Annotated in this window: 22 protein-coding genes and 1 pseudogene; 18 read left to right on the plus strand and 5 right to left on the minus strand. The window is 45.7% G+C overall.

Annotated features, from left to right (window positions below; genetic code table 11):
• Positions 1-56: 56 nt before the first annotated feature.
• Both ABXS70_RS01765 and ABXS70_RS01770 read left to right on the plus strand, forming a co-directional pair.
• Positions 57-455 (plus strand): DoxX family protein, encoded by a 399-nt coding sequence (locus ABXS70_RS01765; RefSeq protein WP_342556442.1) that lies wholly within the window; start codon positions 57-59, stop codon positions 453-455.
• A 380-nt stretch (positions 456-835) separates the two neighbouring features.
• Positions 836-2,420, plus strand: a pseudogene (locus tag ABXS70_RS01770) (peptide chain release factor 3).
• A gap of 156 nt (positions 2,421-2,576) precedes the next feature.
• Here the strand turns inward: ABXS70_RS01770 and sspI are convergent.
• Positions 2,577-2,810 carry a small acid-soluble spore protein SspI gene (gene sspI / locus ABXS70_RS01775; protein ID WP_184183075.1) on the minus strand — a complete coding sequence of 78 codons (234 nt, stop codon included), beginning with the start codon at positions 2,808-2,810 and terminating at the stop codon, positions 2,577-2,579.
• A gap of 169 nt (positions 2,811-2,979) precedes the next feature.
• On the opposite strand from sspI, the gene ABXS70_RS01780 reads away from it, so the two are divergent.
• The 5 genes from ABXS70_RS01780 to ABXS70_RS01800 all read left to right on the plus strand — a co-directional run bounded on the left by ABXS70_RS01780 (position 2,980) and on the right by ABXS70_RS01800 (position 6,577).
• Positions 2,980-3,642, plus strand: a complete 663-nt coding sequence (locus ABXS70_RS01780) for a TrkA family potassium uptake protein (protein WP_342552747.1) — start codon at positions 2,980-2,982, stop codon at positions 3,640-3,642.
• Positions 3,643-3,746: 104 nt separating this feature from the next.
• Positions 3,747-4,535 carry an RNA methyltransferase gene (locus ABXS70_RS01785; protein WP_366293471.1) on the plus strand — a complete coding sequence of 263 codons (789 nt, stop codon included), beginning with the start codon at positions 3,747-3,749 and terminating at the stop codon, positions 4,533-4,535.
• Positions 4,536-4,742: 207 nt separating this feature from the next.
• Positions 4,743-4,967 (plus strand): hypothetical protein, encoded by a 225-nt coding sequence (locus tag ABXS70_RS01790; protein ID WP_342552745.1) that lies wholly within the window; start codon positions 4,743-4,745, stop codon positions 4,965-4,967.
• A 298-nt stretch (positions 4,968-5,265) separates the two neighbouring features.
• Positions 5,266-5,823, plus strand: coding sequence for a S8 family serine peptidase (locus ABXS70_RS01795; RefSeq protein WP_366293474.1), 558 nt, complete (start codon positions 5,266-5,268; stop codon positions 5,821-5,823).
• Positions 5,792-6,577: a S8 family serine peptidase gene (locus ABXS70_RS01800; protein WP_366296508.1), complete on the plus strand. Its 786-nt coding sequence runs from the start codon at positions 5,792-5,794 to the stop codon at positions 6,575-6,577. The genes ABXS70_RS01795 and ABXS70_RS01800 overlap by 32 nt, the downstream gene beginning before the upstream one ends.
• A gap of 82 nt (positions 6,578-6,659) precedes the next feature.
• Here ABXS70_RS01800 and ABXS70_RS01805 read toward each other — a convergent pair whose 3' ends face one another.
• Entirely contained in the window at positions 6,660-6,938 is a 279-nt protein-coding gene (locus tag ABXS70_RS01805) for a hypothetical protein (RefSeq protein ID WP_342552742.1), read from the minus strand.
• A 510-nt stretch (positions 6,939-7,448) separates the two neighbouring features.
• Here ABXS70_RS01805 and ABXS70_RS01810 point away from each other — a divergent pair.
• Together ABXS70_RS01810 and ABXS70_RS01815 are read left to right on the plus strand one after the other, a co-directional pair.
• Complete coding sequence (locus ABXS70_RS01810; protein WP_342552741.1) at positions 7,449-8,042, plus strand: sigma-70 family RNA polymerase sigma factor; 594 nt, start codon at positions 7,449-7,451, stop codon at positions 8,040-8,042.
• The gene (locus tag ABXS70_RS01815) at positions 8,029-8,796 is read left to right on the plus strand and encodes a DUF3600 domain-containing protein (protein WP_342552740.1); all 768 of its coding nucleotides are present in this window, start codon (positions 8,029-8,031) and stop codon (positions 8,794-8,796) included. The genes ABXS70_RS01810 and ABXS70_RS01815 overlap by 14 nt, the downstream gene beginning before the upstream one ends.
• A gap of 23 nt (positions 8,797-8,819) precedes the next feature.
• Here the strand turns inward: ABXS70_RS01815 and ABXS70_RS01820 are convergent, their stop codons facing one another.
• Positions 8,820-9,707: an AraC family transcriptional regulator gene (locus tag ABXS70_RS01820; RefSeq protein ID WP_366293478.1), complete on the minus strand. Its 888-nt coding sequence runs from the start codon at positions 9,705-9,707 to the stop codon at positions 8,820-8,822.
• A gap of 108 nt (positions 9,708-9,815) precedes the next feature.
• Here ABXS70_RS01820 and ABXS70_RS01825 point away from each other — a divergent pair, with 108 nt between their 5' ends.
• The 4 genes from ABXS70_RS01825 to ABXS70_RS01840 all read left to right on the plus strand — a co-directional run bounded on the left by ABXS70_RS01825 (position 9,816) and on the right by ABXS70_RS01840 (position 12,650).
• Positions 9,816-10,976 (plus strand): Gfo/Idh/MocA family oxidoreductase, encoded by a 1,161-nt coding sequence (locus ABXS70_RS01825; protein WP_342556441.1) that lies wholly within the window; start codon positions 9,816-9,818, stop codon positions 10,974-10,976.
• Between the two features lie 257 nt (positions 10,977-11,233).
• Complete coding sequence (locus tag ABXS70_RS01830) at positions 11,234-11,635, plus strand: hypothetical protein (RefSeq protein WP_366293481.1); 402 nt, start codon at positions 11,234-11,236, stop codon at positions 11,633-11,635.
• A 22-nt stretch (positions 11,636-11,657) separates the two neighbouring features.
• Positions 11,658-12,029 (plus strand): resolvase, encoded by a 372-nt coding sequence (locus ABXS70_RS01835; protein ID WP_366293484.1) that lies wholly within the window; start codon positions 11,658-11,660, stop codon positions 12,027-12,029.
• Positions 12,030-12,203: 174 nt separating this feature from the next.
• Complete coding sequence (locus ABXS70_RS01840) at positions 12,204-12,650, plus strand: SMI1/KNR4 family protein (protein ID WP_366293487.1); 447 nt, start codon at positions 12,204-12,206, stop codon at positions 12,648-12,650.
• A 131-nt stretch (positions 12,651-12,781) separates the two neighbouring features.
• Here the strand turns inward: ABXS70_RS01840 and ABXS70_RS01845 are convergent, their stop codons facing one another.
• Positions 12,782-13,102, minus strand: a complete 321-nt coding sequence (locus ABXS70_RS01845; RefSeq protein ID WP_342552736.1) for a helix-turn-helix domain-containing protein — start codon at positions 13,100-13,102, stop codon at positions 12,782-12,784.
• Between the two features lie 428 nt (positions 13,103-13,530).
• Here ABXS70_RS01845 and zwf point away from each other — a divergent pair, with 428 nt between their 5' ends.
• From zwf to yunB, 3 genes are all read left to right on the plus strand, one after another.
• Positions 13,531-14,985 (plus strand): glucose-6-phosphate dehydrogenase, encoded by a 1,455-nt coding sequence (gene zwf / locus ABXS70_RS01850; protein ID WP_366293490.1) that lies wholly within the window; start codon positions 13,531-13,533, stop codon positions 14,983-14,985.
• A 383-nt stretch (positions 14,986-15,368) separates the two neighbouring features.
• Entirely contained in the window at positions 15,369-16,262 is an 894-nt protein-coding gene (gene gnd / locus ABXS70_RS01855; RefSeq protein ID WP_342552734.1) for a phosphogluconate dehydrogenase (NAD(+)-dependent, decarboxylating), read from the plus strand.
• A gap of 327 nt (positions 16,263-16,589) precedes the next feature.
• A complete protein-coding gene (gene yunB / locus ABXS70_RS01860; protein ID WP_342552733.1) occupies positions 16,590-17,552 on the plus strand; it encodes a sporulation protein YunB in 963 nt (320 codons plus the stop codon).
• Between the two features lie 283 nt (positions 17,553-17,835).
• On the opposite strand, the gene ABXS70_RS01865 is transcribed toward yunB, so the two are convergent.
• Positions 17,836-18,909 (minus strand): M23 family metallopeptidase, encoded by a 1,074-nt coding sequence (locus tag ABXS70_RS01865; protein ID WP_342552732.1) that lies wholly within the window; start codon positions 18,907-18,909, stop codon positions 17,836-17,838.
• 200 nt (positions 18,910-19,109) lie between these two features.
• Here ABXS70_RS01865 and lipA point away from each other — a divergent pair, with 200 nt between their 5' ends.
• Positions 19,110-20,009 (plus strand): lipoyl synthase, encoded by a 900-nt coding sequence (lipA, locus tag ABXS70_RS01870; protein ID WP_342552731.1) that lies wholly within the window; start codon positions 19,110-19,112, stop codon positions 20,007-20,009.
• Positions 20,006-20,428, plus strand: coding sequence for a YutD family protein (locus ABXS70_RS01875; RefSeq protein ID WP_342552730.1), 423 nt, complete (start codon positions 20,006-20,008; stop codon positions 20,426-20,428). Before lipA ends, ABXS70_RS01875 begins: the two co-directional genes overlap by 4 nt.
• Positions 20,429-20,447 lie beyond the last annotated feature (19 nt).

The following is a 20,447-nucleotide window of genomic DNA, read 5'->3' on the forward strand; positions in this document are numbered from 1 at the left end:
ATATCTTTAATCTAAGAATACTATTTTGTAAATATCGAATGGAGGAAAAAGAAATGATGTTGGATGTAGGGTTGTTGTTGATTCGTTTGGTAATTGGTTTGTCATTTATGGCACACGGAGCACAGAAGCTGTTTGGGTGGTTCGGGGGTTACGGGATCAAAGGGACAGGCGGCTGGTTTGAATCGATGGGCATGAAACCTGGCGCGGTAGTTGCTTTGCTGGCAGGGCTTGCCGAATTCGGCGGCGGGTTGCTATTGGCTCTGGGCCTGCTGACGCCGGTAGGCGGCGTTCTGATTGCACTGACGATGGTGATTGCTATCGTGAAAGTACATGGCGCTAACGGGTACTGGTCTACACAGAACGGATTCGAGTATAACCTCGCCATCCTTGTGGTGGGTGCAGCTCTGGCTCTGACAGGCGGCGGGCAATATGCGCTGGATGCACTGATTTTCTAAAATCGAATGATCAGTAAAGAATGAGAGGAACCTGGATGCCAGCTGCATGGCAGAAGGGTTCTTTTTTTGCGAAGAAAAGTGTTGAATTGGTGGAACGTAATCGGTTATTTTCGGCACAGATTATGGTACAATAGGAGAGTTGAATTGAGAACGAGTGAAGAAACATGAATGGAAGCACCGATCTGAAAGGATGAACTCCATTGTAAATGTGTAAAATGAATTTATCGTGTACCCCTGAAGATGAGGAATACATGCGAGTTTATAATCAACCGGCTTAGCCGGGTGGCATAAAGTTTAACGTATTAAAGTTATACCAAGAGAACCTATGGACCGGCGCTGACCGGATTAACGTGAACGAACGAATGAAAGGGATAGACGCTATGAGCAAAGCTGCAAATAACATTCTTCAACAAGAAGTGGACAAACGTCGGACGTTTGCCATTATCTCTCACCCCGATGCGGGTAAAACGACTTTGACCGAGAAGCTGCTGTTGTTCGGGGGCGCGATTCGCCTTGCAGGAACGGTTAAAGCCCGGAAAGCGAGTAAACACGCGACAAGTGACTGGATGGAAATCGAGAAACAGCGGGGGATCTCGGTTACGTCTTCCGTGATGCAGTTCGATTATCTGGGTCATCGGGTTAACATTCTGGATACACCGGGCCACCAAGACTTCAGTGAAGATACGTACCGCACACTGACGGCTGCCGACAGCGCGGTCATGCTGATTGACGTGGCAAAGGGTGTCGAAGCACAGACCATTAAATTGTTCCAGGTATGCGCGAAGCGCGGTATTCCCATTTTTACGTTTATCAACAAGCTTGATCGTGAAGGACAAAGTCCGTTTGATCTGATGGAAGAACTGGAGAACGTACTGGGTATTCGCTCCGTTCCAATGAACTGGCCGATTGGTACAGGGCGCGATCTGTGCGGTGTATATGACCGGATGAAAAATCAAGTGGAATTGTTCCAGGGTGACGATCACTCGACCATCAAAGTACAGAAGGTAGATGGTTATAAAGATCCGATTATTCGCGAGATGGCAGGCGAGTACCTTCATGATCAGCTGTGTCAGGAGCTTGAGCTTCTGGATGTCGCGGGTGACCCGTTTGATATGGAAAAGGTACAAAAGGGTGAACTGACACCGATTTTCTTCGGCAGTGCCATTAACAATTTCGGTGTACAGACGTTCCTTGAGAACTTCCTGGAGCTGGCTCCGAAGCCAGAACCGCGCCGCAGTACAGCGGGCGAGATTGAGCCGACGAATGAGAAATTCACCGGATATGTATTTAAAATTCAGGCAAATATGAACCCTGCGCACCGCGACCGAATCGCGTTCCTGCGGATTGTATCGGGCAAGTTCGAACGCGGCATGAGCGTTAAGCATAACCGCGTAGGTAAAGAAATCAAGCTGTCTCAGCCGCAGCAGTTCCTGGCTCAGGATCGGGATATTGTTGAAGAGGCGTATGCAGGCGACATTATCGGTCTGTTTGATCCGGGCATTTTCCGGATTGGAGATTCACTTAGTCAGAGCAGTGAAGTGGTATTTGATGAGCTGCCAACGTTTTCGCCAGAGATTTTTGCCAAAGTAACGGTTAAAAATGCACTGAAACACAAACAGTATCAAAAAGGGATCGATCAACTCACGGAGGAAGGTACCATTCAGGTGTTTAACACGGTGAGCTTTGATGAGACCATCCTGGGCGTAGTCGGTCAGCTCCAGTTCGAAGTATTTGAATACCGAATGAAGGGTGAGTACGGGGTAGATGTGCAAGCTGCAGCGGATGCAGTACCAGTTTGCCCGCTGGATCGTGGACGAGAACTTAGACCCGAGCAAATTCCGGATTAACTCAGCTCTGGTAAAGGATAAAAAAGGAAATTACGTTGTACTCTTCGAGAATGAATATGCGATGAGAACAGCAATGGACAAAAACCCGACAGCGAAGTTTCTGGAAACGGCGCCTTAATGTCAGCTTGATATAATGAAATCCCTCCGCCGGTTGGTGGAGGGATTGTTTGCTTTTACCCTTACCTATTTGGCGGGATTGATCCTGCCGGGTTAGGGGAGCTTTTTTGCAGACGGAACAAACGGTGTGATGGTCACTTCACCCGCTATGCTTCGATTATCGAAGGGGTTGAACGGGAATGGTGTGCAGATGCTCCTGCGCAATTTGAATCAGCTCATCCTGCTTGGCAGGTTCGGTGTTTTTCCAGATCATTTCAAAAATGGCGCCAAGTCCGGGCAGTGCTGCTTCGGGTCCATCCACGGAACCTTCAATCATCTCCCGGAGCTGGTCATCACTTTTATCATGAACCTTATGAACAATCGCTTCACGCAGGCTTAATGTAATGGGCATCGCAATTCCCTCCTCGGTTTATTCGGCTGCTGTATTACTGTTCCCTGTGAGGGGCGAGCGCATTCAAGTTTCTCCGTCTTTGTGGTATACTACGAAGGATTATTTACGCTGGCATCGTACTGAGAGCAGGTGCGCCATGCCGTAATGCAGCGGGAGGTTAAATACCCTGATGGCAAAGAAACAATATGCCGTAATTGGCATGGGACGATTCGGATCAAGTGTAGCGAATGCACTAAGCGGCATGGGATTTGACGTGCTCGCCATTGATGCGAACGAGCAGCGGACCCAGGAGATGTCCAATGTGGTGACCCATGCGGTATCGGCCGATTCAACAGACGAAGAAGCGCTGCGGGCGCTTGGCATACGGAATTTTGACGTTGTGGTTGTAGCCATTGGCGAGGATATTCAGGCGAGTATTCTGACAACGCTGATTTTGAAAGATATGGGTGTACCTGTACTGATCGTGAAAGCGCAGAATGAGCTGCATGGCAAGGTGCTGCAGAAGATCGGTGCGGATAAAGTGATCTACCCGGAACGGGATATGGGTCTGCGTGTAGCGCACCACCTGACGTCACCCAACATTTTGGATTACATTGAATTATCTGAGGATTACAGCATTCTGGAGATGAGAGCGTCCGAGCAGATGATTGGCAAAAACCTGCTGGAGCTGAACATTCGTGCCCGATTTGGCTGTAACGTCATGGCGATCAAGAGCAGGGGTTCAATGAACATCTCCCCTTATGCCGAGGATCGGATTGCAGACGGGGATGTGCTGGTAATTGTTGGACACAAAGATCATCTGACCAAGCTGGAGCTGGCCTATCCGAAATGATAATGAACAAACGTCATTTCGCGGATGGAGAGCAGGGTTTCACGCAGTTTGTGAGCAGAGTGCTTTTAGTTGACTAATAAGCCTCAAGTGGGAAGGATGGAACGATGGATATTGTATCACCGCAAAATACACGTGTAAAAGAATGGGCACAGCTGCTCGAGAAAAAGCATCGGACCCGTCAACATAAATATGTAATCGAAGGTATTCATCTTGTACAGGAAGCGCTGCGCGCCGGGGCTGATCTGGAGTGTATCGTATATGACGGGGAACAGGGGGTACCCGTTGAACTGTCTGGTCTGGAGAATCCATTGAAGCGAGTTGAGTGGGTTAGCGTGTCTCCTGCCGTTATTGCCAAATGTACGGATACGATGACACCTCAGCCTGTATTTGCAATTGTACGCAAAAGCAAAGAGCCGCTGCAGAGCCTGATTGCGGAGCCGCAGGGACTCGTTGTTGTACTGGATGGTGTGCAGGACCCCGGCAACGTGGGCACGATTATTCGCAGTGCGGATGCAGCCGGAGCAGCGGGGGTTGTTCTTGGTGCTGGTTGTGCGGATGTATATAATCCCAAAACAATTCGATCAACGATGGGTTCACTTTTTCATTTGCCCATTGTGGAGGGAGAATTGCAGTCGCTGCTTCCTGAGGCAAAAGCCGCAGGTGTGAGGCTGGTCAGCACCTCTTTGCAGGCAGCGTATTCGTGCTACAGTTATGATTTTACCCAGCCGGTGTGGCTTGTCATTGGCAATGAAGGCAAAGGCATCTCAGGCACCACGGCACAGCTCGTCGATGACGCAATTACGATTCCGATGCAGGGACAAGCCGAGTCGCTCAACGCTGCGATGGCGGCCACAATTTTGCTGTTTGAGGCGATGCGGCAGCGGATGGGGTAAAGAGTCGATGATGTTTTAAAGTATGGGCATGTTCAGTAAATCGGGCCGTTTCCGGTCTTTTAGCTGTTTTAGAAGGGGTTCCGTTTTCAGGACAGAATGTAAATGTACGGTTTCGAAACAAAAAACTAGACAGAGATTAATATTGGGTTGTTTTATTTCCTACTCATTTCACTTTATTTAATAGGCTTAGTGAGGAGGGAGATAGGAATGGATAATCTAATTCAATGGCGCACCAGACATCACTCATTAAAAATAGAGCTGCTAAGACTTAGCAGCAAAATTTTAGAATCAAATAATCCAGACGACATATTATTTTATCAAGAACTGTGTGAAAAGTATGCTTATCATTTGAAAAAGATAGAAAATGAGTGCTTCCAAGCTGTAGGAGTCAAGATGTGTTCGTGCAGCTTTAACCCTGAAAACTGTAGTTAAATAACAGCCCTTCCTTCAGTGGAAGGGTTTTTATGTGGTTATTATTTGACAAGGAAACATCACTTTCCTATTACAGTACAATTTAAAAGGCCTATTAGAACGGAGGAGGATGGAACAGAGAACATGGTTACTGGTTTTGATGTAAAAACGCTTACTGGAATGATTCTGTAATTCTATTTTACCTTTACCTAACAAAGCAGCCTACTCAAGGTTGTTTTTTTTTCTTTATTCTCACTTTGTATTCTAGAGGGATTCTCATGCATTCTATCCCATCTAATAGATGAAGGAGTGATTTTTCTTGAATGATGGCACTGGGGAAATAGTTCTAATTCCAAATACTACTGCTTCAATATATGAGGACAGTGATGAAATCCCATATGGTGTAAAAATGGTGGGTGCGCTCAATTATTGGAATCAAGGATTTACGGGGAAAGATGTTGTTGTTGCAGTTATTGATACGGGATGTCAGATGGATCATCCGGACCTAAGGAACAGCATTATAGCAGGGAGAAACTTTACGCCAGATTTTGGAGGGGACGTTGGTAATTACGGAGACACACTGTTCCATGGTACTCACGTTGCTGGTATTATCGCGGGTTCTCTTAATGATGAAGGTATTGTTGGAGTAGCACCTGATGCCAAACTGCTGATTCTTAAGGCTATTTCTGAGAGCGGTGAGGGAACATACGATAATCTGATTAAGGCAATCGACTACGCTGTACAGTGGAGAGGGGACACTGGCCAAAGAGTACGAATAATCACCATGTCACTAGGGGGAAGCAAGAACCATAGGGGGCTGTATGAAGCCATAATGCGTGCGATTGATGAGAATTCTGGTGATTTGTGCTTCAGGTAATTCAGGAGACAATGACTTAGATACGGACGAGTTTATGTACCCAGGATACTACGAGGAAGTTGTACAGGTCGGTGCAGTAGATTCGGATCGTTTATTGGCCCCATTTTCGAACTCAAACGATCAGATTGATTTATATGCACCTGGGGTGGGGGTGATATCAACCATTCCAAAATCGCGATATGCCGAGATGTCCGGGACCTCAATGGCGGCTCCTCATGCTGCAGGAGCTGCTGCTCTATTAATCAACAAGTTTGAGCTGCTCACATCAAGACAGATGTCGGAATCCGAACTATATGAGGCTCTTAGGCAAAATACAGATCAGTTTGGTGATGCAGCATATGTCTGGTACAGCAGGTTTACACATGTTGAACATCCGGAGAACATTGAACAAGTGATCGGTGTCATTGTTGAAGATGGTGTAGAAAAGCAATATGAGATTGTTAATGATTCCGTACAGATGATTAACGAAGCAAAGGTAATTGATACAGCTGCGAAGGAAGAGGCGATTACACCACAAGATAACTGCTTTATTCATGGCAATTGGTGTGGGCCTGGTTGCAGTGGTCCAAGCGCACCAGTTGATGCAACAGATCGCTGCTGCATGTACCATGATAAGTGTTATGAAACCAACGGGTATTTCAGCTGTGAGTGTGATTCAAACGTTCTGGCATGCTTGAGAGGAGTCTCAGGTTTTGCAGCGGGGATCGTTAGAGCTTACTTTATTGCTGCACAAGTGGCCGGTGCGTGTTCTTGAGATTAGTCGAATAAACTCATTATGATGTTTAGTGAAATGACCGAATCCTTAAGTAGGATTCGGTCATTTCACTTCGATTAATTTATGGACCTAAGATCAAGGTGCCGAAAAACATATACAAGGGGAACAGTAACAGCGCCAATATATTGAAGATAATAAGTGTAGTATCTGTCTTCGTATGACCTCTCTTTTGTGCAAAATAAACGGCCAATAAGCCTATGGGCGGGAGGATAAATGTTGATTTGATACCGATACCGTCAAGAAATTGATCATAATGAATAAATAAGCCATCCATACAAAACAGAACAACGGCTGCAAGGAATGCTGCACCAGATACAACGCGTAATTTATTTGAACTCAAGTCTGAATCACATCCATTCACCTAATTTAATGTGAAATTAAATTGAAGTACTAGAACAATATATATAGATTTTACCATTATTTCAAATAAGATAAAAGAAAGCGTTTGATATCATTTGACAATCCGAAGCGGATGTCAAATATGCCAGTGATCTATGGGGAATTTGATGTTTATTAAACCGTTGGCGTATTTCGGATAATTTGAATTGATAAAGGTTTTAATTTCCATCAGTGATCGACCGATACCAAACGTGTTGAGAAGTTAGTCCATCATCTGTTTTTTAACTCACTTCCCCGATCTGTATGGAACACTAGATTTGGCCTAAATCACCTTTTAGCCAGTCTTTTTTTTGAAGCAAAGACTCGAATACCTTCAAGATAATGGAACCTGTCGCAGGATGGGAGATTATTATCTTGGAGGTGTTTTCATTTAAAATGCAAATATGAAATTAAATCGAACGATATCTAATGTTTAAACCAATATACAGTGTAAGGAGAAAGGGGATGGAAAATGAGTGAAGAGAACGAGTACATAACATTAGTGAGGCAGACCTTGGCTGGCGACCATGAAGCTTATGGAGAATTATATGAGAAAACAGTGACGGATGTATACCGCGCGGTTCGCTTTCTGGTTCGTGATGTGGCTGATGCGGATGATCTGGTGCAGGAGATTTACATTCAGGCCTATGGATCTCTGGCACGATATGATACGGGGCGTTCTTTTCGGTCATGGTTAATGGGAGTCAGCATGCGGCAGGTCAAAAATTACCGCCGTAGGAAAATGATGCAGTTCAGGTTCAAGCAGCGGATTGAACAGTTGGATAAAGATACAGGGAGGGAAGTAGATTTTTCATCACAGCTCGTCCGTAGATTATCGAATCAATCTTTACTGGAGCACGTCCAGCGGCTTCCTTACAAGCTGCAGCAGGTGGTCACCCTGCATTACTTGAACGAGTATACACAAGAAGAAGTCGCTGACATTTTAAATATCCCGCTGGGTACAGTCAAATCCCGAATTCACGCAGCACTTACCAAGCTAAGACAGAAGCATCAGCTGCATTCCGAACTTGCGAGAAAGGTGGATCATGCGAATGAAATTGGATAAACAGTTACGGTCGGCGTATCAGGAGGAAACGAAGAATTGGAACATCGGTGAGGGGGTTAAACTGAACGTGATGAAGGCTGTTCAGAAGAATGCGTCTGGCGTACGCAGTATCAGAAAGTGGCGGGTGACTATAATACTTGCGGCAGTACTTCTTATTCCCACAGGAGCCTATGCGGGGTATACATATCTTGCAGATGGAATATATGGTTCACAGGACAGGGTTACCTCTCTTGGTGGGAATACAGCGGATTACGAGCGGTTGGAAGCTAAGCTGCAGCAGGCAAAGGCTCATTTTACGGAAAACGAATTTGATTTGTACATGGGGCTGCTCAAACAATTTGGACAAATGGCATTCATTCACGCTGACGCTCAAGGTAAGATGAATCCAGAACAATGGAGTACAGCAGAACAGGAAAAGTTTAAAGGGTTAGCGGCTGAACTCCAACCGTTCTTTGATAAGCTGGAATCGCTGGAAAATAAGTCTTCCAGAGCTATACCGGTTTCACCGAGGCTGATGGACGAGGATACGTTCTGGACGGATCAGTTTGCAAAGGCAGAACAGCAGTTTACGAAGGAGCAGTATGCTGGCTTTAAATCAGTCCATGAACAGATGAAAAAGTATGAAACGATCACGAAAGACCCGGATGGCAATTATTACATGGATCGTTTGTCCGAGAGTCAAAGGTCTGATTGGGATCAATTAACAGAGCGGATGAGTGTATATTTGGAAAATCTGGGTCTAGATGTACGCTGATGCACAAAGAACAAAGAACTAACCTAAACCTGATCTCTTCCTCTCATCCTCAGTCTATACTGGTGCGGTGTGGTACCAACTACATTTCGAAATACTTTGCAAAAATAAGAGGGACTGGAGATGCCGACACGGTGGCCAATCTCGGGAATGGATAAGGAGGTACGGCCAAGCAGCACACAGGCTTGACGAATTCGTGCGGCCTGGGCATATGCAATGATGCTGGTGCCGGTTGCTTTTTTAAACAAATGAGACAAGTGATATACGGACAGATGCAGTTCATCTGCAACATGTTCTAAGCGAAAAGCTTCCGCATAATGCTGCTCAACCCACTGCATAGCTGCTTCGGCATGGGGGTCGATGATTCCTGATGGACCTGCTGCAGCGTTTGACGAGTACTGATCCAGGGGATGAGCTGCTGTTCTCCATAACCAGCGAAGCTGCGTCAGTACATCCAGTACAAAAAGGCAGGCATCTTCAGAGGCTTCGTAGGGTAACAAGTCCGGATACTGTACGCCGAAATGTTCCAAATGTTGAACCAGTTGAGAGTCTGGCAGCAGAGAGAGTGGCTGTATGGAGTGCTGCTCGCTGAGAAGGTGTTGAGTAAAATGATGCGTGGCGGTGAAGTGCGGCCAATATTCATGCAGCAGGTCAAGCTCCACCATAAGAACGGTGCGAACGAACGGGTGATCTTTCGATACTTGGATCTGCACATGATGCAGCTGGAAGGGCCGGAAAATCATGAGCATCCCTGGTTCCAGTGGAAAAACATGTCCCTCGGTTATTAATTGTCCGTAACCGTCATGGATATAGGTTAATTCCAACTGAGAGTGTGCGTGAAATACTTCACGAAAAGCGGTATAGGTTGTACGTCGGCACATCAAGCGGAATTGTTCGGCATGGATATGAGACATGTTATGTCACCTCCCTTTGATCGCAAGATGTTTCTATTTTATCACAGAATAAGCGCATAAAAGCGCTTTATTCTGAGGTAAGGTGAAGAGACCAAAGGAGGAATGATGATGATTAAAGCAGCTGTTATTGGCGCTGGTGCGATCAGCAGTGCACATATTGAAGCATATATGAAATTCCCGGAGCGATGCCAAATCACTGCTGTGGTTGATTTGTACGTTGAAAAAGCTCAAAAACGAGTCGATGAATATGGACTCCTGAATACGGAAGCGGCTGCGGATTATCACGATCTGCTGGAGGCCGATATTGACCTTGTATCGATCTGTACACCTCCGTATACCCATGCTTCCATCGCATGTGAATTCTTGAGGGCAGGCAAGCATGTTTTGGTGGAAAAACCGATGGCTTCTTCATTGGAAGAAGCAGACCAGATGCTGAAAGCAGCGCAGGAGAGCGGCAAACTGTTGTCTATTGTTGCCCAAAATCGGTTTACCACTCCTATGATGAAGCTTAAAAATGTGCTGGACAGCAAGCTAATGGGTCCTATTCTCCATGTTCAGGTAGACTCTTACTGGTGGCGGGGGCATAGCTATTATGATTTGTGGTGGCGTGGGACCTGGGAAAAGGAAGGCGGAGGATGTACACTTAATCATGCGGTGCATCACATCGATGCCCTGCTCTGGATGATGGGGCCGCCCATCGAAGTACAGGCGATGATGGCCAACACGGCACATGATAATGCCGAGGTGGAGGATATTTCGATGGCAATGCTTCGATTCGGCCAAGGAGCAGTTGGTATGATAACAAGTTCCGTAATCCATCACGGAGAGGAGCAGCAGATCATTTTCCAAGGGAAAGAAGCTCGGGTGTCTGCACCTTGGAGAGTGACTGCATCGATTTCACGCAGCAATGGATTTCCCGAACCTAATTCGAAGCTTAAGCAGCAGCTTCAGCAGCTGTTTGATGAACTGCCTGAAGTCCTGCATTCTGGTCATGCCGGGCAGGTTGACAATGTACTGCATGCCGTAGAGAAAGGAACGCCGCTTATTGTCGATGGAGAGAGTGGGCGTAATACCTTGGAATTAATCATCGCCATCTATAAGTCAGCAAGTATAGGGGAGAAAGTGGCTTTACCCATACGATCAGACGACGTGTTTTATTCCAGAGAAAGTATGATGAAGCATGCTGTTCATTTTTATGAGAAAAAACTATCTGTTGAAAATTTTGATGACATGGGTATTACGCTTGGACGCAGCTTGGATACAGAATAGAATGAGACAGATCACTTTATATGACGCGAAGCATCATGAACAGGGAATGAAGATGTGAAGATTGATTAAGAGGCCGCTGTATCTACAGAACAGCGGTTTTTTAATATGTTGGAACAATAAGAAAGTAATGCTCTTCATGCATGATTGCTAAGGAGGAATATCATTATGAAATGATGTTGAGGTGATCTATATTTTTATGGATAGGGCAAGCAGTGATCAATGAGAACTTTCGAAGTAGAACGTAGAGGTGAAGAAGGATGAATACTAATTTAGTAGATCCCTACGAATTAAACATACGCAAAGCTCTCGATAAGATTTTACCCGGTGCATATGATAACATTGAAAAAATAGGGGGGGTTCCAACCGAAATCAGAAAGAATATACTTGAGATATTAATTAAGTATGCATGCGAGAGTCAGAATGTAACTGCGATTATGTTAGCAAGGGATCGAATAAAGAAGATACCTTCGAGCTGTTTATCCTGCATTTTTTTGGAAGCATCGGATGCAGTAATTGATTTTCAAGACGAGTGGGAGTACCGCAGATTGTTAGAATTAGTAAAAGAAGCCGTACCAGATTTGCTTACATTATTTATTGATCGAGGTTACTCTCAAAGGAGATTGAAGTACGAGAAGCGGCAGAAGATTTTCTTTAATTGATGTCCTGATAGGAGTGGTTAAAATGACTAAACAATCGGAAGCATTTATGCGTCAAATGTTAGAGTTTCTACCATCAACAGAGGCGTCCTACACAGAATCCGTTGTATTTAACGGTGAGGTGCTGGAAACGGTTATAATTGAGGATGTTTTTATGCCTGTAATCATTGAACTTATAAGACAGGAAGAAAATATCGATCTAATAGAACAAATTTTTGAATATTTTGAAGAAGTTTCGAATGATGAAGACGCTCACTTGATAAATATATTTTCAATCACGGCATTGGAGATTCTCGGTAACGAAGAAACCATTTTACGAACTGCCCAGAAATACATGGGACCTAGAACGAAAGAGCTTCAAAAAGAGGCAGATCGAGCTTTGGGAAGAAAAGTCTAGCTGCATAGACTGCAGCGAAACGGAATAGAAGGGGATTCCCTTGATCTATAGTTTATTTTTTGGAGAAAAATAGAGGATGGGCAGCAGATGTTGAAGGTAAGAAAGTTCAAGCTATGATGTTGAAGGTAAGAAAGTTCAAGCTATTTTGAATAATCAAAAGTGGAGGGAACAAAGGTGAGTTCTTCTAATAGTGGTGACATTAAGGTTTTTTTATTGACTTTGGAAAAAAATTCATATCCAATGAGTGCTTGTAACGAGGATGATATTACGAAATTAAAAAACTTGAGCCCAACCCAAAAACTTCCCTTAACCTATGTGGAGTTTATGTCTAAGGCAGGTAATGGTATTCATTTTCTGAAAGGTACCCACTATACGATGAAGGTTATATCCGAACTTAAGGAGTGGGCAGTTGAACTTCTGGATGAAAATAATTTCTCGCGAAAATTAACGAACAATCAGTTTGTATTTATGATGCATCAGGGATACATGTTCTGGTACTTTAATTTGGATGAAGGAGATAATCCACCAGTGTATCATTATGATGAATGTATAGATAATCTGACTGAATTCAGAAAGGTTAGTGATACGCTCTCAGAGTTTTTGATGTCATGGTATGACTAAAACATACCCAAAATACATGAAACCATATATGGAATGATTATTCTTATTACATAACAAATCCCAAGTGCCAAGTTGAAGCATTTGGGATTTTTTAAAACAAAGTATTGTATCGGTGACCCATTGAAAAAAATCTACAGCCACTTCTCCGCCCATCGCTCCACAGCGCTTAAAGCTCGCCCCAGCTCGGTTCCTTTACGAGAAAGCATATACTCTGTTCGAACGGGACGTTCCGTAATTACATGCCGGACGACCAATCCCTCTTCTTCCAATTCCTTCATACGCTCATTAAGTACACGTTTGCTCAAATCGGGAATATAAGCATGAATTTCACTGAAACGTTTGGGTTCCTCCATCAATGCATGGATAATTAAAGCTACCCATTTTCGGCCAATGATCTGATAAGATTGTTCCACCTTCTCGCATATTTGCTTGGCATTCTCATCATCGTTCATAACAGTACTCCTTTGGTTTAGTGTTACTTGTAATATACTTAGTATACTTATTGTAACCTTCTTGTCCACAGTGTATATGTATGAAATGTCACATTCCAATTGCTATTAAACTTACCACATAAAGCGTTAACATTCAACTGAACCCCTGTAAACACTGGAGTTCACAGCTTTGACACGAATGTTGACGAATTGTGACGACGGGTGTAATATGGGTAACGTTAATTCTAGTGGTTACAATTTATAACCTCGATAAAATAAAGGATCGTGGTTGTGGAGAGAAGGAATGTTCCCATGGTTGGATTCGGGCAGTATATATGAACGGAGGCAAGGCGGGCAGCATACCCACTTATTCCGTCTTTTGTCATGCTTGGATTTGACCATTTTGCAACATCATATACTATACTGCACAGATCATAGGAGGCACTCCAATGGATGCAATGACATTTGTCCTGTTCGGGGCAACAGGCGATTTAGCCAAACGTAAAATTTACCCTGCATTATACAATCTGTACGTAGATCAGAAAATGCCGAAGGCGTTCTCCGTCATCGGACTCGGACGTCGCGAACTGTCGGATGCAGATTTTCAGGCCAATGTAGAAAAGTCACTGCAGGAATTCTCCCGTCAAAAACCGGAGGAAGCTTCACAAGTGCGTGATTTTATCGGAGCTTTCCGTTACTGCTCGCTGAACAACACCAAGATTGAAGATTATAATCGACTGCTTCAACTTGTACAGAAGCGTGAGCAGGAACTGAATATTCCGGAAAATCGCATGTTCTACATGTCGGTGGCACCCGAGTTTTTTGAGCCAATCGCGCTGAACATTCAGGAAAGCGGCCTGGGCAGTACGAAAGGCTGGAAGAAACTTATCATTGAAAAGCCATTTGGACATGATTTGCAATCCGCTCGTGAACTGAACGAGAAGCTGAGCAATACGTTTGCGGAAGAAGAGATTTATCGCATTGATCACTTCCTCGGCAAACCGATGGTGCAGAACATCGAAACACTGACGTATGCCAATCCGGTCATTCAGGCACTTTGGTCTAACCGTTACATTGCTAATGTACAGATCACGGCGAGTGAAACTGTAGGGGTTGAGGAACGAGCTGCATATTACGATCAAAGCGGCGCGCTGCGTGACATGTTCCAGAACCATATGCTGCAGCTGTTGATGATGATTGCACTGCATCTGCCAAAACGCTGCACACCGCAGGAAATTCAATATAAAAAGAAAAAAATTGCTGAGTCACTGCGACCTTTGACCAAAGAAAATGTAGCTTCTCAAGTGATTCGCGCCCAATACGGTGCTGGTGAGCTTCAAGGCACACCAGTTGTTGGCTATCTGGACGAGCCAGACATTCCGGCAAATTCTCAGAATGAGACATATGTGGCCGCAAGACTATGGCTGGACGATCCATTCTGGAGCGAGGTTCCATTCTATATTCGTACGGGCAAACGCATGGCGGAGAAATCAACCCGAATCGTCGTTGAATTCAAGGCTCCACTTAAAACAGGCCATGAGTCCGAAAATACGATGGCACCAAACTTGTTGACACTGGAGATCGGTCCAGGAGAAAGCATCTCCCTGCAATTAAATGCGAAGAACCCACTGAACCACGGTGAGGTGGAACCGATGCATATGACCTTTAACTCAGGAGAGCGCAAAGTACCTGAAGCGTATGAAAATCTGATCTTTGACGCGATGCGCGGAGACTCCACCTTCTTTGCACACTGGAACGAAGTGGAGCTGGCATGGCAGTGGGTACAGCCGATTCAGGAAGCATTTGCGGCAGGAAGCATTCCCCTGGATACGTACAGTGCAGGTTCGAACGGACCAGAATCAGCAGATCGTTTGACTGCAGAGAATGGATTCCACTGGTGGTAAGATCAAACTGATTGCAAGCTGCAAGTTATATCATTAAGCCCTGCATCATTTTTACTAACATTATACCGTTTCAATTTTGCATAAGTCCTTTCGACTTTCGCAGCCGAAAGGCCGCAAACATTTTCTATATAGATCGCAGTTACATCACGATTTGCACAAAGGACCTTTAATCCATGGAGTGGAGGGGACGGAATCAATTCTGTAGAAACGAAGTGTTCGCCTTTGTATTCCAATTTTCCCATATAACAAATAAATCCGAAAAATTGGAATACAACAGCGATCGGAAGAATGATCCGTAACCGGAACGGTTGGTGCAAATGCGGATGTGTGCTGCAACCTGATTTACTTAACACTAAACAATCGCATAACAGGAGGATTTTATTATGAAACTCGGACTTATCGGACTCGGAAAAATGGGCTTGAACCTGGGCAGAAACCTGATTGATCACAAACATGAAGTGGTTGCCTTTGACCTGAACGCAGAAGCGGTTAATGAAATGAAAGAATATGGCGCACAAGGCGTATCCTCGTATAAAGAAATGGTTGAATCCTTGGAATCTCCACGTGTACTGTGGATCATGGTTCCTCACAATGTCGTGGATGCCGTGCTGGCTGAAGTAAGCCCGCTGCTGTCCAAAGGTGACATTATTATCGAAGCCGGAAACTCCCACTACAAAGAGTCCATCCGTCGTTACGAAGAGCTGAAACCACAAGGCATTCACTACATGGATGCAGGTACATCCGGCGGTATGGAAGGCGCACGTAACGGTGCATGTTACATGATCGGCGGAGACCCGGAAGCATGGGCGATCGTTGAGCCGGCATTCAAAGATACTTCCGTGGAGAACGGTTATCTGTATGCAGGTAAAGCGGGCAGTGGTCACTTCCTTAAAATGGTGCACAACGGAATTGAATACGGTATGATGGCTTCCATCGGTGAAGGTTTCGACGTATTGGAGAAAAGCGGATTTGACTTCGACTTCGAAAAAGTTGCCCGCGTGTGGAACAACGGTTCCGTGATCCGTTCATGGCTGATGGAACTGACGGAGCGTGCCTTCTCCAAAGACGCCAACCTGGATGAAATCAAAGGCGTAATGCACTCTTCCGGCGAAGGCCGCTGGACCGTTGAAACGGCATTTGACCTTCAAACAGCTACACCGGTTATCGCTTTGTCCTTGCTGATGCGTTATCGTTCCCTGGAAACAGATACGTTCACGGGTAAAGTCGTTGCGGCACTGCGTAACGAATTTGGTGGACATGCGGTTGAGAAAAACTAATCTTTTTGTGCATCAATTATTGTGAAATGTAAACCTTTCGCCTGTGCAGATGGCTCATCTGCTGCGGGCGGAAGGTTTTTTTATATTGGAACGGCCCGACTGATACATCCTGCGGATTTACCGGTCAAACCGATCCAATGCAGGGTTCGCCTTGGTGCGCGGTAAAATGCATTATCAGACACCAGCTCTCTGCGTTCGGCGTCCTCATGGGACATCTCCAGCGACCCCAAGCCAGGCTAAGGGGGCGCTGTCCTTCTTTTTCAGGACAACGCCGCATAAAGATAACCTATAAGCCTATGGCTCATCCCGCGGGGGAGGGACGCTCCAATGATGCGAAAGAGATGGAGAAGCCGAAGAAGGCGGCAGAAGGCGCCTAGCGGCAAACGCAAGGTATGGTTAATTGTTTTGCTCCTAGCTATATTTTGTTTGATGCAGGGTTTTGCGTATGTGGATAAAAAAATGAAGCCGCCCATTATGCATCTGGCCAAGATCCGAGTGAAACAGATTGCAACGGAGGCGATTAATAAAGCCATTACGGCACAAGTCGCTGAAGGGAAGACAACAGAAGGGTTAATTGACTGGAAAACCGATTCAAAGGGCAAAGTTTCGGGCTTTATGCTGAACTATAATGAGCATATGCGAATCACCGCAAGTACGATGAATGTCGTGCAGTCCACACTTCAGAACGTGCATATGTTAAAAGAGAAAATTCCGCTGGGTCAAGCTCTGGGCAGTCCGGTTATGGCCTCCTTCGGCCCGAGCATACCGGTTCGAATTGAACCTCAGGGAGCGGTGAAGGTAGACCTGAATACCCGCCAGCAAAATGCAGGCATTAACATGATTCTTGTCGAGGTCTATATTCATATTATTGCCGAGGTAGCCGTTGTCGTTCCTTTCGACATGGAGCCGGAGATCGTGGATACAGAAATCCCGATATCATATCTGCTCGTTGTTGGTGACGTGCCCATGTATTATTACGATAATCAGGGCAGGCCGGTCGGAAGCAACGGCAGTAATGCACCCGCAATTGCACTGCCGTCAGGTCAAGGAGGCGTATCAAGCGGAGGAGGCAGTGGTCACACGGGGAATGGGAGCGGTACTAACAGCGACAATGGAAGTGGTGCTGGCACAAACCATGGCGGCGGGACATCCAATGATCAACCGCAGGTTCAACCTCAGATTCCGCAGCAATCACCAGGAAGCAGTACACAGCCCAGCGGACTGGAGCTTGAACTGGATGTTCCTGATCTGAATGGCGGCTCGCAGTCCGGTCAAAGCGGGCATCCATGACAACATTAAATGAACCGCAGATGGCCGATTTTCTTTCGATCGTAATACGACACAGGCAGTCAAAGTGAGTGTTTTAGGCTGCAGCACAACGATATTACACCAAAAGGAACCTCACAATTTAGAGGTTCCTTTTTTAGCACGTGTTTAAGATCGGATTGATGCAGCAGCATGCTGCTGCATCAGAACATCAAGTCAGAACGAAGGTTACTTCCCAATTCGTTCAAACTTTTGTTTTCAATTTCTAGTTAGTTGGACATTCGAATGCACAGGTTTGCTGATCGCCTTATTTACTCTTCTTGTTCCTCTGGCTCCGTTCTTCCTGTTCCCAATGTCTAAGCAGTGGATAAGGATCGAACGACCACTCATGCAGTCCGCTATCGCGATAGATCCCGTAGTGAAGATGCGGCGGGAATTTCCCTTGTGTCCCCGGTTTGCCGTAGCCTGAGCTTCCAACCCATCCTACCACCTGACCAGGAGTAACAACATCCCCGATTTTAACACCTTTGTCAAAGCCCGACAGGTGAGCGTAATAGTGATAATGATTATTCAGATCACGAATGCCGATTCGCCAGCCTCCAAACGGATTCCAGCCTTTAATCTCCACAATGCCGTAACAGGTACTGCGAACGGGCAGACCATGGGGAGCGAATATGTCCGTTCCTTCATGAATACGATACCCTCCCCAGCTTCGCTTGGTTCCCCATGTACTGCGGTACGAATAATTGGTGCCTAAGGGAACAGGGAACGCATGTCCAAAAAGATCGAGATGATCAAAATGCTCATATAATTTCGCGAATTGCTGGATTCGCTGCACGGCTCTCGAATTGTGGTAATATTCCCAGAGTCCTATACCAAAATCTTCCTGCTTGCTTCCGTACTGCTGCATGATGGATGCCATGCTGTACAGCACATCCAGATCGTTGTTCGAGTCAGCAATACCGTCTCCCGATCCATCGCGACCTTTTCCGTTGAAAAAAAGAATGGAATTGGGATGCTGGTCTGTCTCATCCGGATTCAGCCATCCTCTCCAGGCCGGAGCAGTCATAAAAATACCGGTCAACCGCTCGGGATGTTTGCGGTCTTTTGGATGTGCGCGTGTAATGGTCCGTTCATATTGATCTATGGCGGCCAGTCTGTACCATGGAATCTGAGTCATTTGACCAATGCTTTCATACAGGTGGCGGCGTGCAGTAAAAATATCGGCTGGTTTGGGCTCCGCAGCCTGTGTTTGTGTATCCTTATGTGCAGTCGTCTCACCGTAAACATCAGCAGGTAGGAATGGGAGAAGCAGAGCGCCTGCGAGTATAGTTCTGATGCATAAGCCATAAGTGTTGCGAAGTATCCAGTGCTGTTGCACAGGGAAGCAGCCCCTTTCCGTTAAGATGATGCACTCGTGCCCGATAAATCAAGCTATAACCTAGCGTTCTTCAAAAGCTGCGTTTTTATCCATATCCACGCGATTGCACAAGATGTTACAAATGGGGGTTTTTCCAAGCCTTTCATGGTATAATATGTTCCGAGCAACAGCCTAACTTCAGTAGAAAGAAGGTTTATGCATTGGCTAAACGTGTTAAAGAACCGAAACCGGACTGGATTCGGATCAAATTGACAACCGGAGATAACTATCAGGAAATTAAAAACATGATGCGTTCCAAAACACTGCATACGGTATGTGAGGAAGCACGTTGTCCGAATATTTATGAATGCTGGGCGAATCGAACAGCCACTTTTATGATTTTGGGTGATATCTGCACAAGAGCCTGCCGTTTTTGCGCGGTGAATACGGGTCTGCCTACCGAACTTGATTTGCAGGAGCCGGAACGTGTAGCAGAAGCAGCAGAGCAGATGAATCTGCAGCACTGCGTCATTACAAGTGTGGCCCGGGATGATTTGAAGGACGGGGGAGCTGCGATTTTCGCCGAGACTGTAAAAGCCGTACGGAGACGTTTGCCGCTGTGCAGCGTGGAGGTGCTTATTCCGGATTTCATGGGTGATCGGGATTCACTTCAGATTGTTATGGATGCCAAACCGGATATTTTGAACCATAACATCGAAACCGTTGAACGGTTGTCAGACAAGGTTCGTGCCAAAGCGAAATATAAACGTTCACTGGAACTGCTTGCTCGTGCCAAAGAGATGCAGCCGAACATCCCGACAAAATCAAGCATTATGCTGGGTGTAGGTGAGGAATATAATGAAGTTTTAGCAGCGATGGATGATCTTCGCGCGGTGAACTGTGACATTCTGACGATTGGTCAGTACCTGCAGCCATCCGAGAAGCATCTGTTTGTTGAGAAGTATTATCCGCCTGAAGAATTTGCGGCTTTGAAAGAGGAAGGGTTGAAGCGTGGGTTCAGTCACGTGGAATCGGGTCCGATGGTACGCAGTTCTTATCATGCGCATGAACAGGTGAAATCAGCGAATCAGCATGCGGGACAGGCGGCAACACACGCATGATGGAGGAGTCCGGATTGGAACAGGATAAAAATAAGGATGAACAGCAGCTGGACCAGCAGCAGATGCAGGAGACTGTGCAGGAAACCGTTCAGGAGAAACCGAAAGCACCTGTAATCGTACAGGTTGGCGGCAAAAATTATGAGATTGTTCAGAACCACAAAGAGGGCTGGAATCCTGAAGTGTTTCGTGACCGGTACAGCGAAGTGCTGGAGCGCTACGACTATATTATTGGTGATTGGGGATACAGTCAGCTGAGGCTCAAAGGCTTTTATCGAGACAATCACCCGAAAGCCACAAAGGATTCGACGATTTCTTATCTAGTGGATTACATTAACGAATACTGCAACTTTGGCTGTGCATACTTTGTACTCCAGAAGTGCAAAGAGCAGCCCCAAGCAAAAGCAAAAAGCGGTTCCTGAGAAGGACCGCTTTTTTGAT

The sequence above is a fragment of the Paenibacillus sp. AN1007 genome (assembly GCF_040702995.1).
Taxonomy (GTDB): domain Bacteria; phylum Bacillota; class Bacilli; order Paenibacillales; family Paenibacillaceae; genus Paenibacillus.

Excerpts from the sequence above, each read along its gene's own strand:
- zwf (WP_366293490.1), top strand. The coding sequence starts at position 13,531 with ATGGATGCAATGACATTTGTCCTGTTCGGGGCAACAGGCGATTTAGCC.
- sspI (WP_184183075.1), bottom strand. The coding sequence starts at position 2,810 with ATGCCCATTACATTAAGCCTGCGTGAAGCGATTGTTCATAAGGTTCAT.
- ABXS70_RS01780 (WP_342552747.1), top strand. The coding sequence starts at position 2,980 with ATGGCAAAGAAACAATATGCCGTAATTGGCATGGGACGATTCGGATCA.
- ABXS70_RS01875 (WP_342552730.1), top strand. The coding sequence starts at position 20,006 with ATGATGGAGGAGTCCGGATTGGAACAGGATAAAAATAAGGATGAACAG.
- ABXS70_RS01790 (WP_342552745.1), top strand. The coding sequence starts at position 4,743 with ATGGATAATCTAATTCAATGGCGCACCAGACATCACTCATTAAAAATA.
- ABXS70_RS01845 (WP_342552736.1), bottom strand. The coding sequence starts at position 13,102 with ATGAACGATGATGAGAATGCCAAGCAAATATGCGAGAAGGTGGAACAA.
- ABXS70_RS01800 (WP_366296508.1), top strand. The coding sequence starts at position 5,792 with ATGAGAATTCTGGTGATTTGTGCTTCAGGTAATTCAGGAGACAATGAC.
- ABXS70_RS01815 (WP_342552740.1), top strand. The coding sequence starts at position 8,029 with ATGAAATTGGATAAACAGTTACGGTCGGCGTATCAGGAGGAAACGAAG.
- ABXS70_RS01830 (WP_366293481.1), top strand. The coding sequence starts at position 11,234 with ATGAATACTAATTTAGTAGATCCCTACGAATTAAACATACGCAAAGCT.
- ABXS70_RS01810 (WP_342552741.1), top strand. The coding sequence starts at position 7,449 with ATGAGTGAAGAGAACGAGTACATAACATTAGTGAGGCAGACCTTGGCT.
- ABXS70_RS01765 (WP_342556442.1), top strand. The coding sequence starts at position 57 with ATGTTGGATGTAGGGTTGTTGTTGATTCGTTTGGTAATTGGTTTGTCA.
- ABXS70_RS01820 (WP_366293478.1), bottom strand. The coding sequence starts at position 9,707 with ATGTCTCATATCCATGCCGAACAATTCCGCTTGATGTGCCGACGTACA.
- ABXS70_RS01835 (WP_366293484.1), top strand. The coding sequence starts at position 11,658 with ATGACTAAACAATCGGAAGCATTTATGCGTCAAATGTTAGAGTTTCTA.
- yunB (WP_342552733.1), top strand. The coding sequence starts at position 16,590 with ATGATGCGAAAGAGATGGAGAAGCCGAAGAAGGCGGCAGAAGGCGCCT.
- gnd (WP_342552734.1), top strand. The coding sequence starts at position 15,369 with ATGAAACTCGGACTTATCGGACTCGGAAAAATGGGCTTGAACCTGGGC.
- ABXS70_RS01825 (WP_342556441.1), top strand. The coding sequence starts at position 9,816 with ATGATTAAAGCAGCTGTTATTGGCGCTGGTGCGATCAGCAGTGCACAT.
- ABXS70_RS01785 (WP_366293471.1), top strand. The coding sequence starts at position 3,747 with ATGGATATTGTATCACCGCAAAATACACGTGTAAAAGAATGGGCACAG.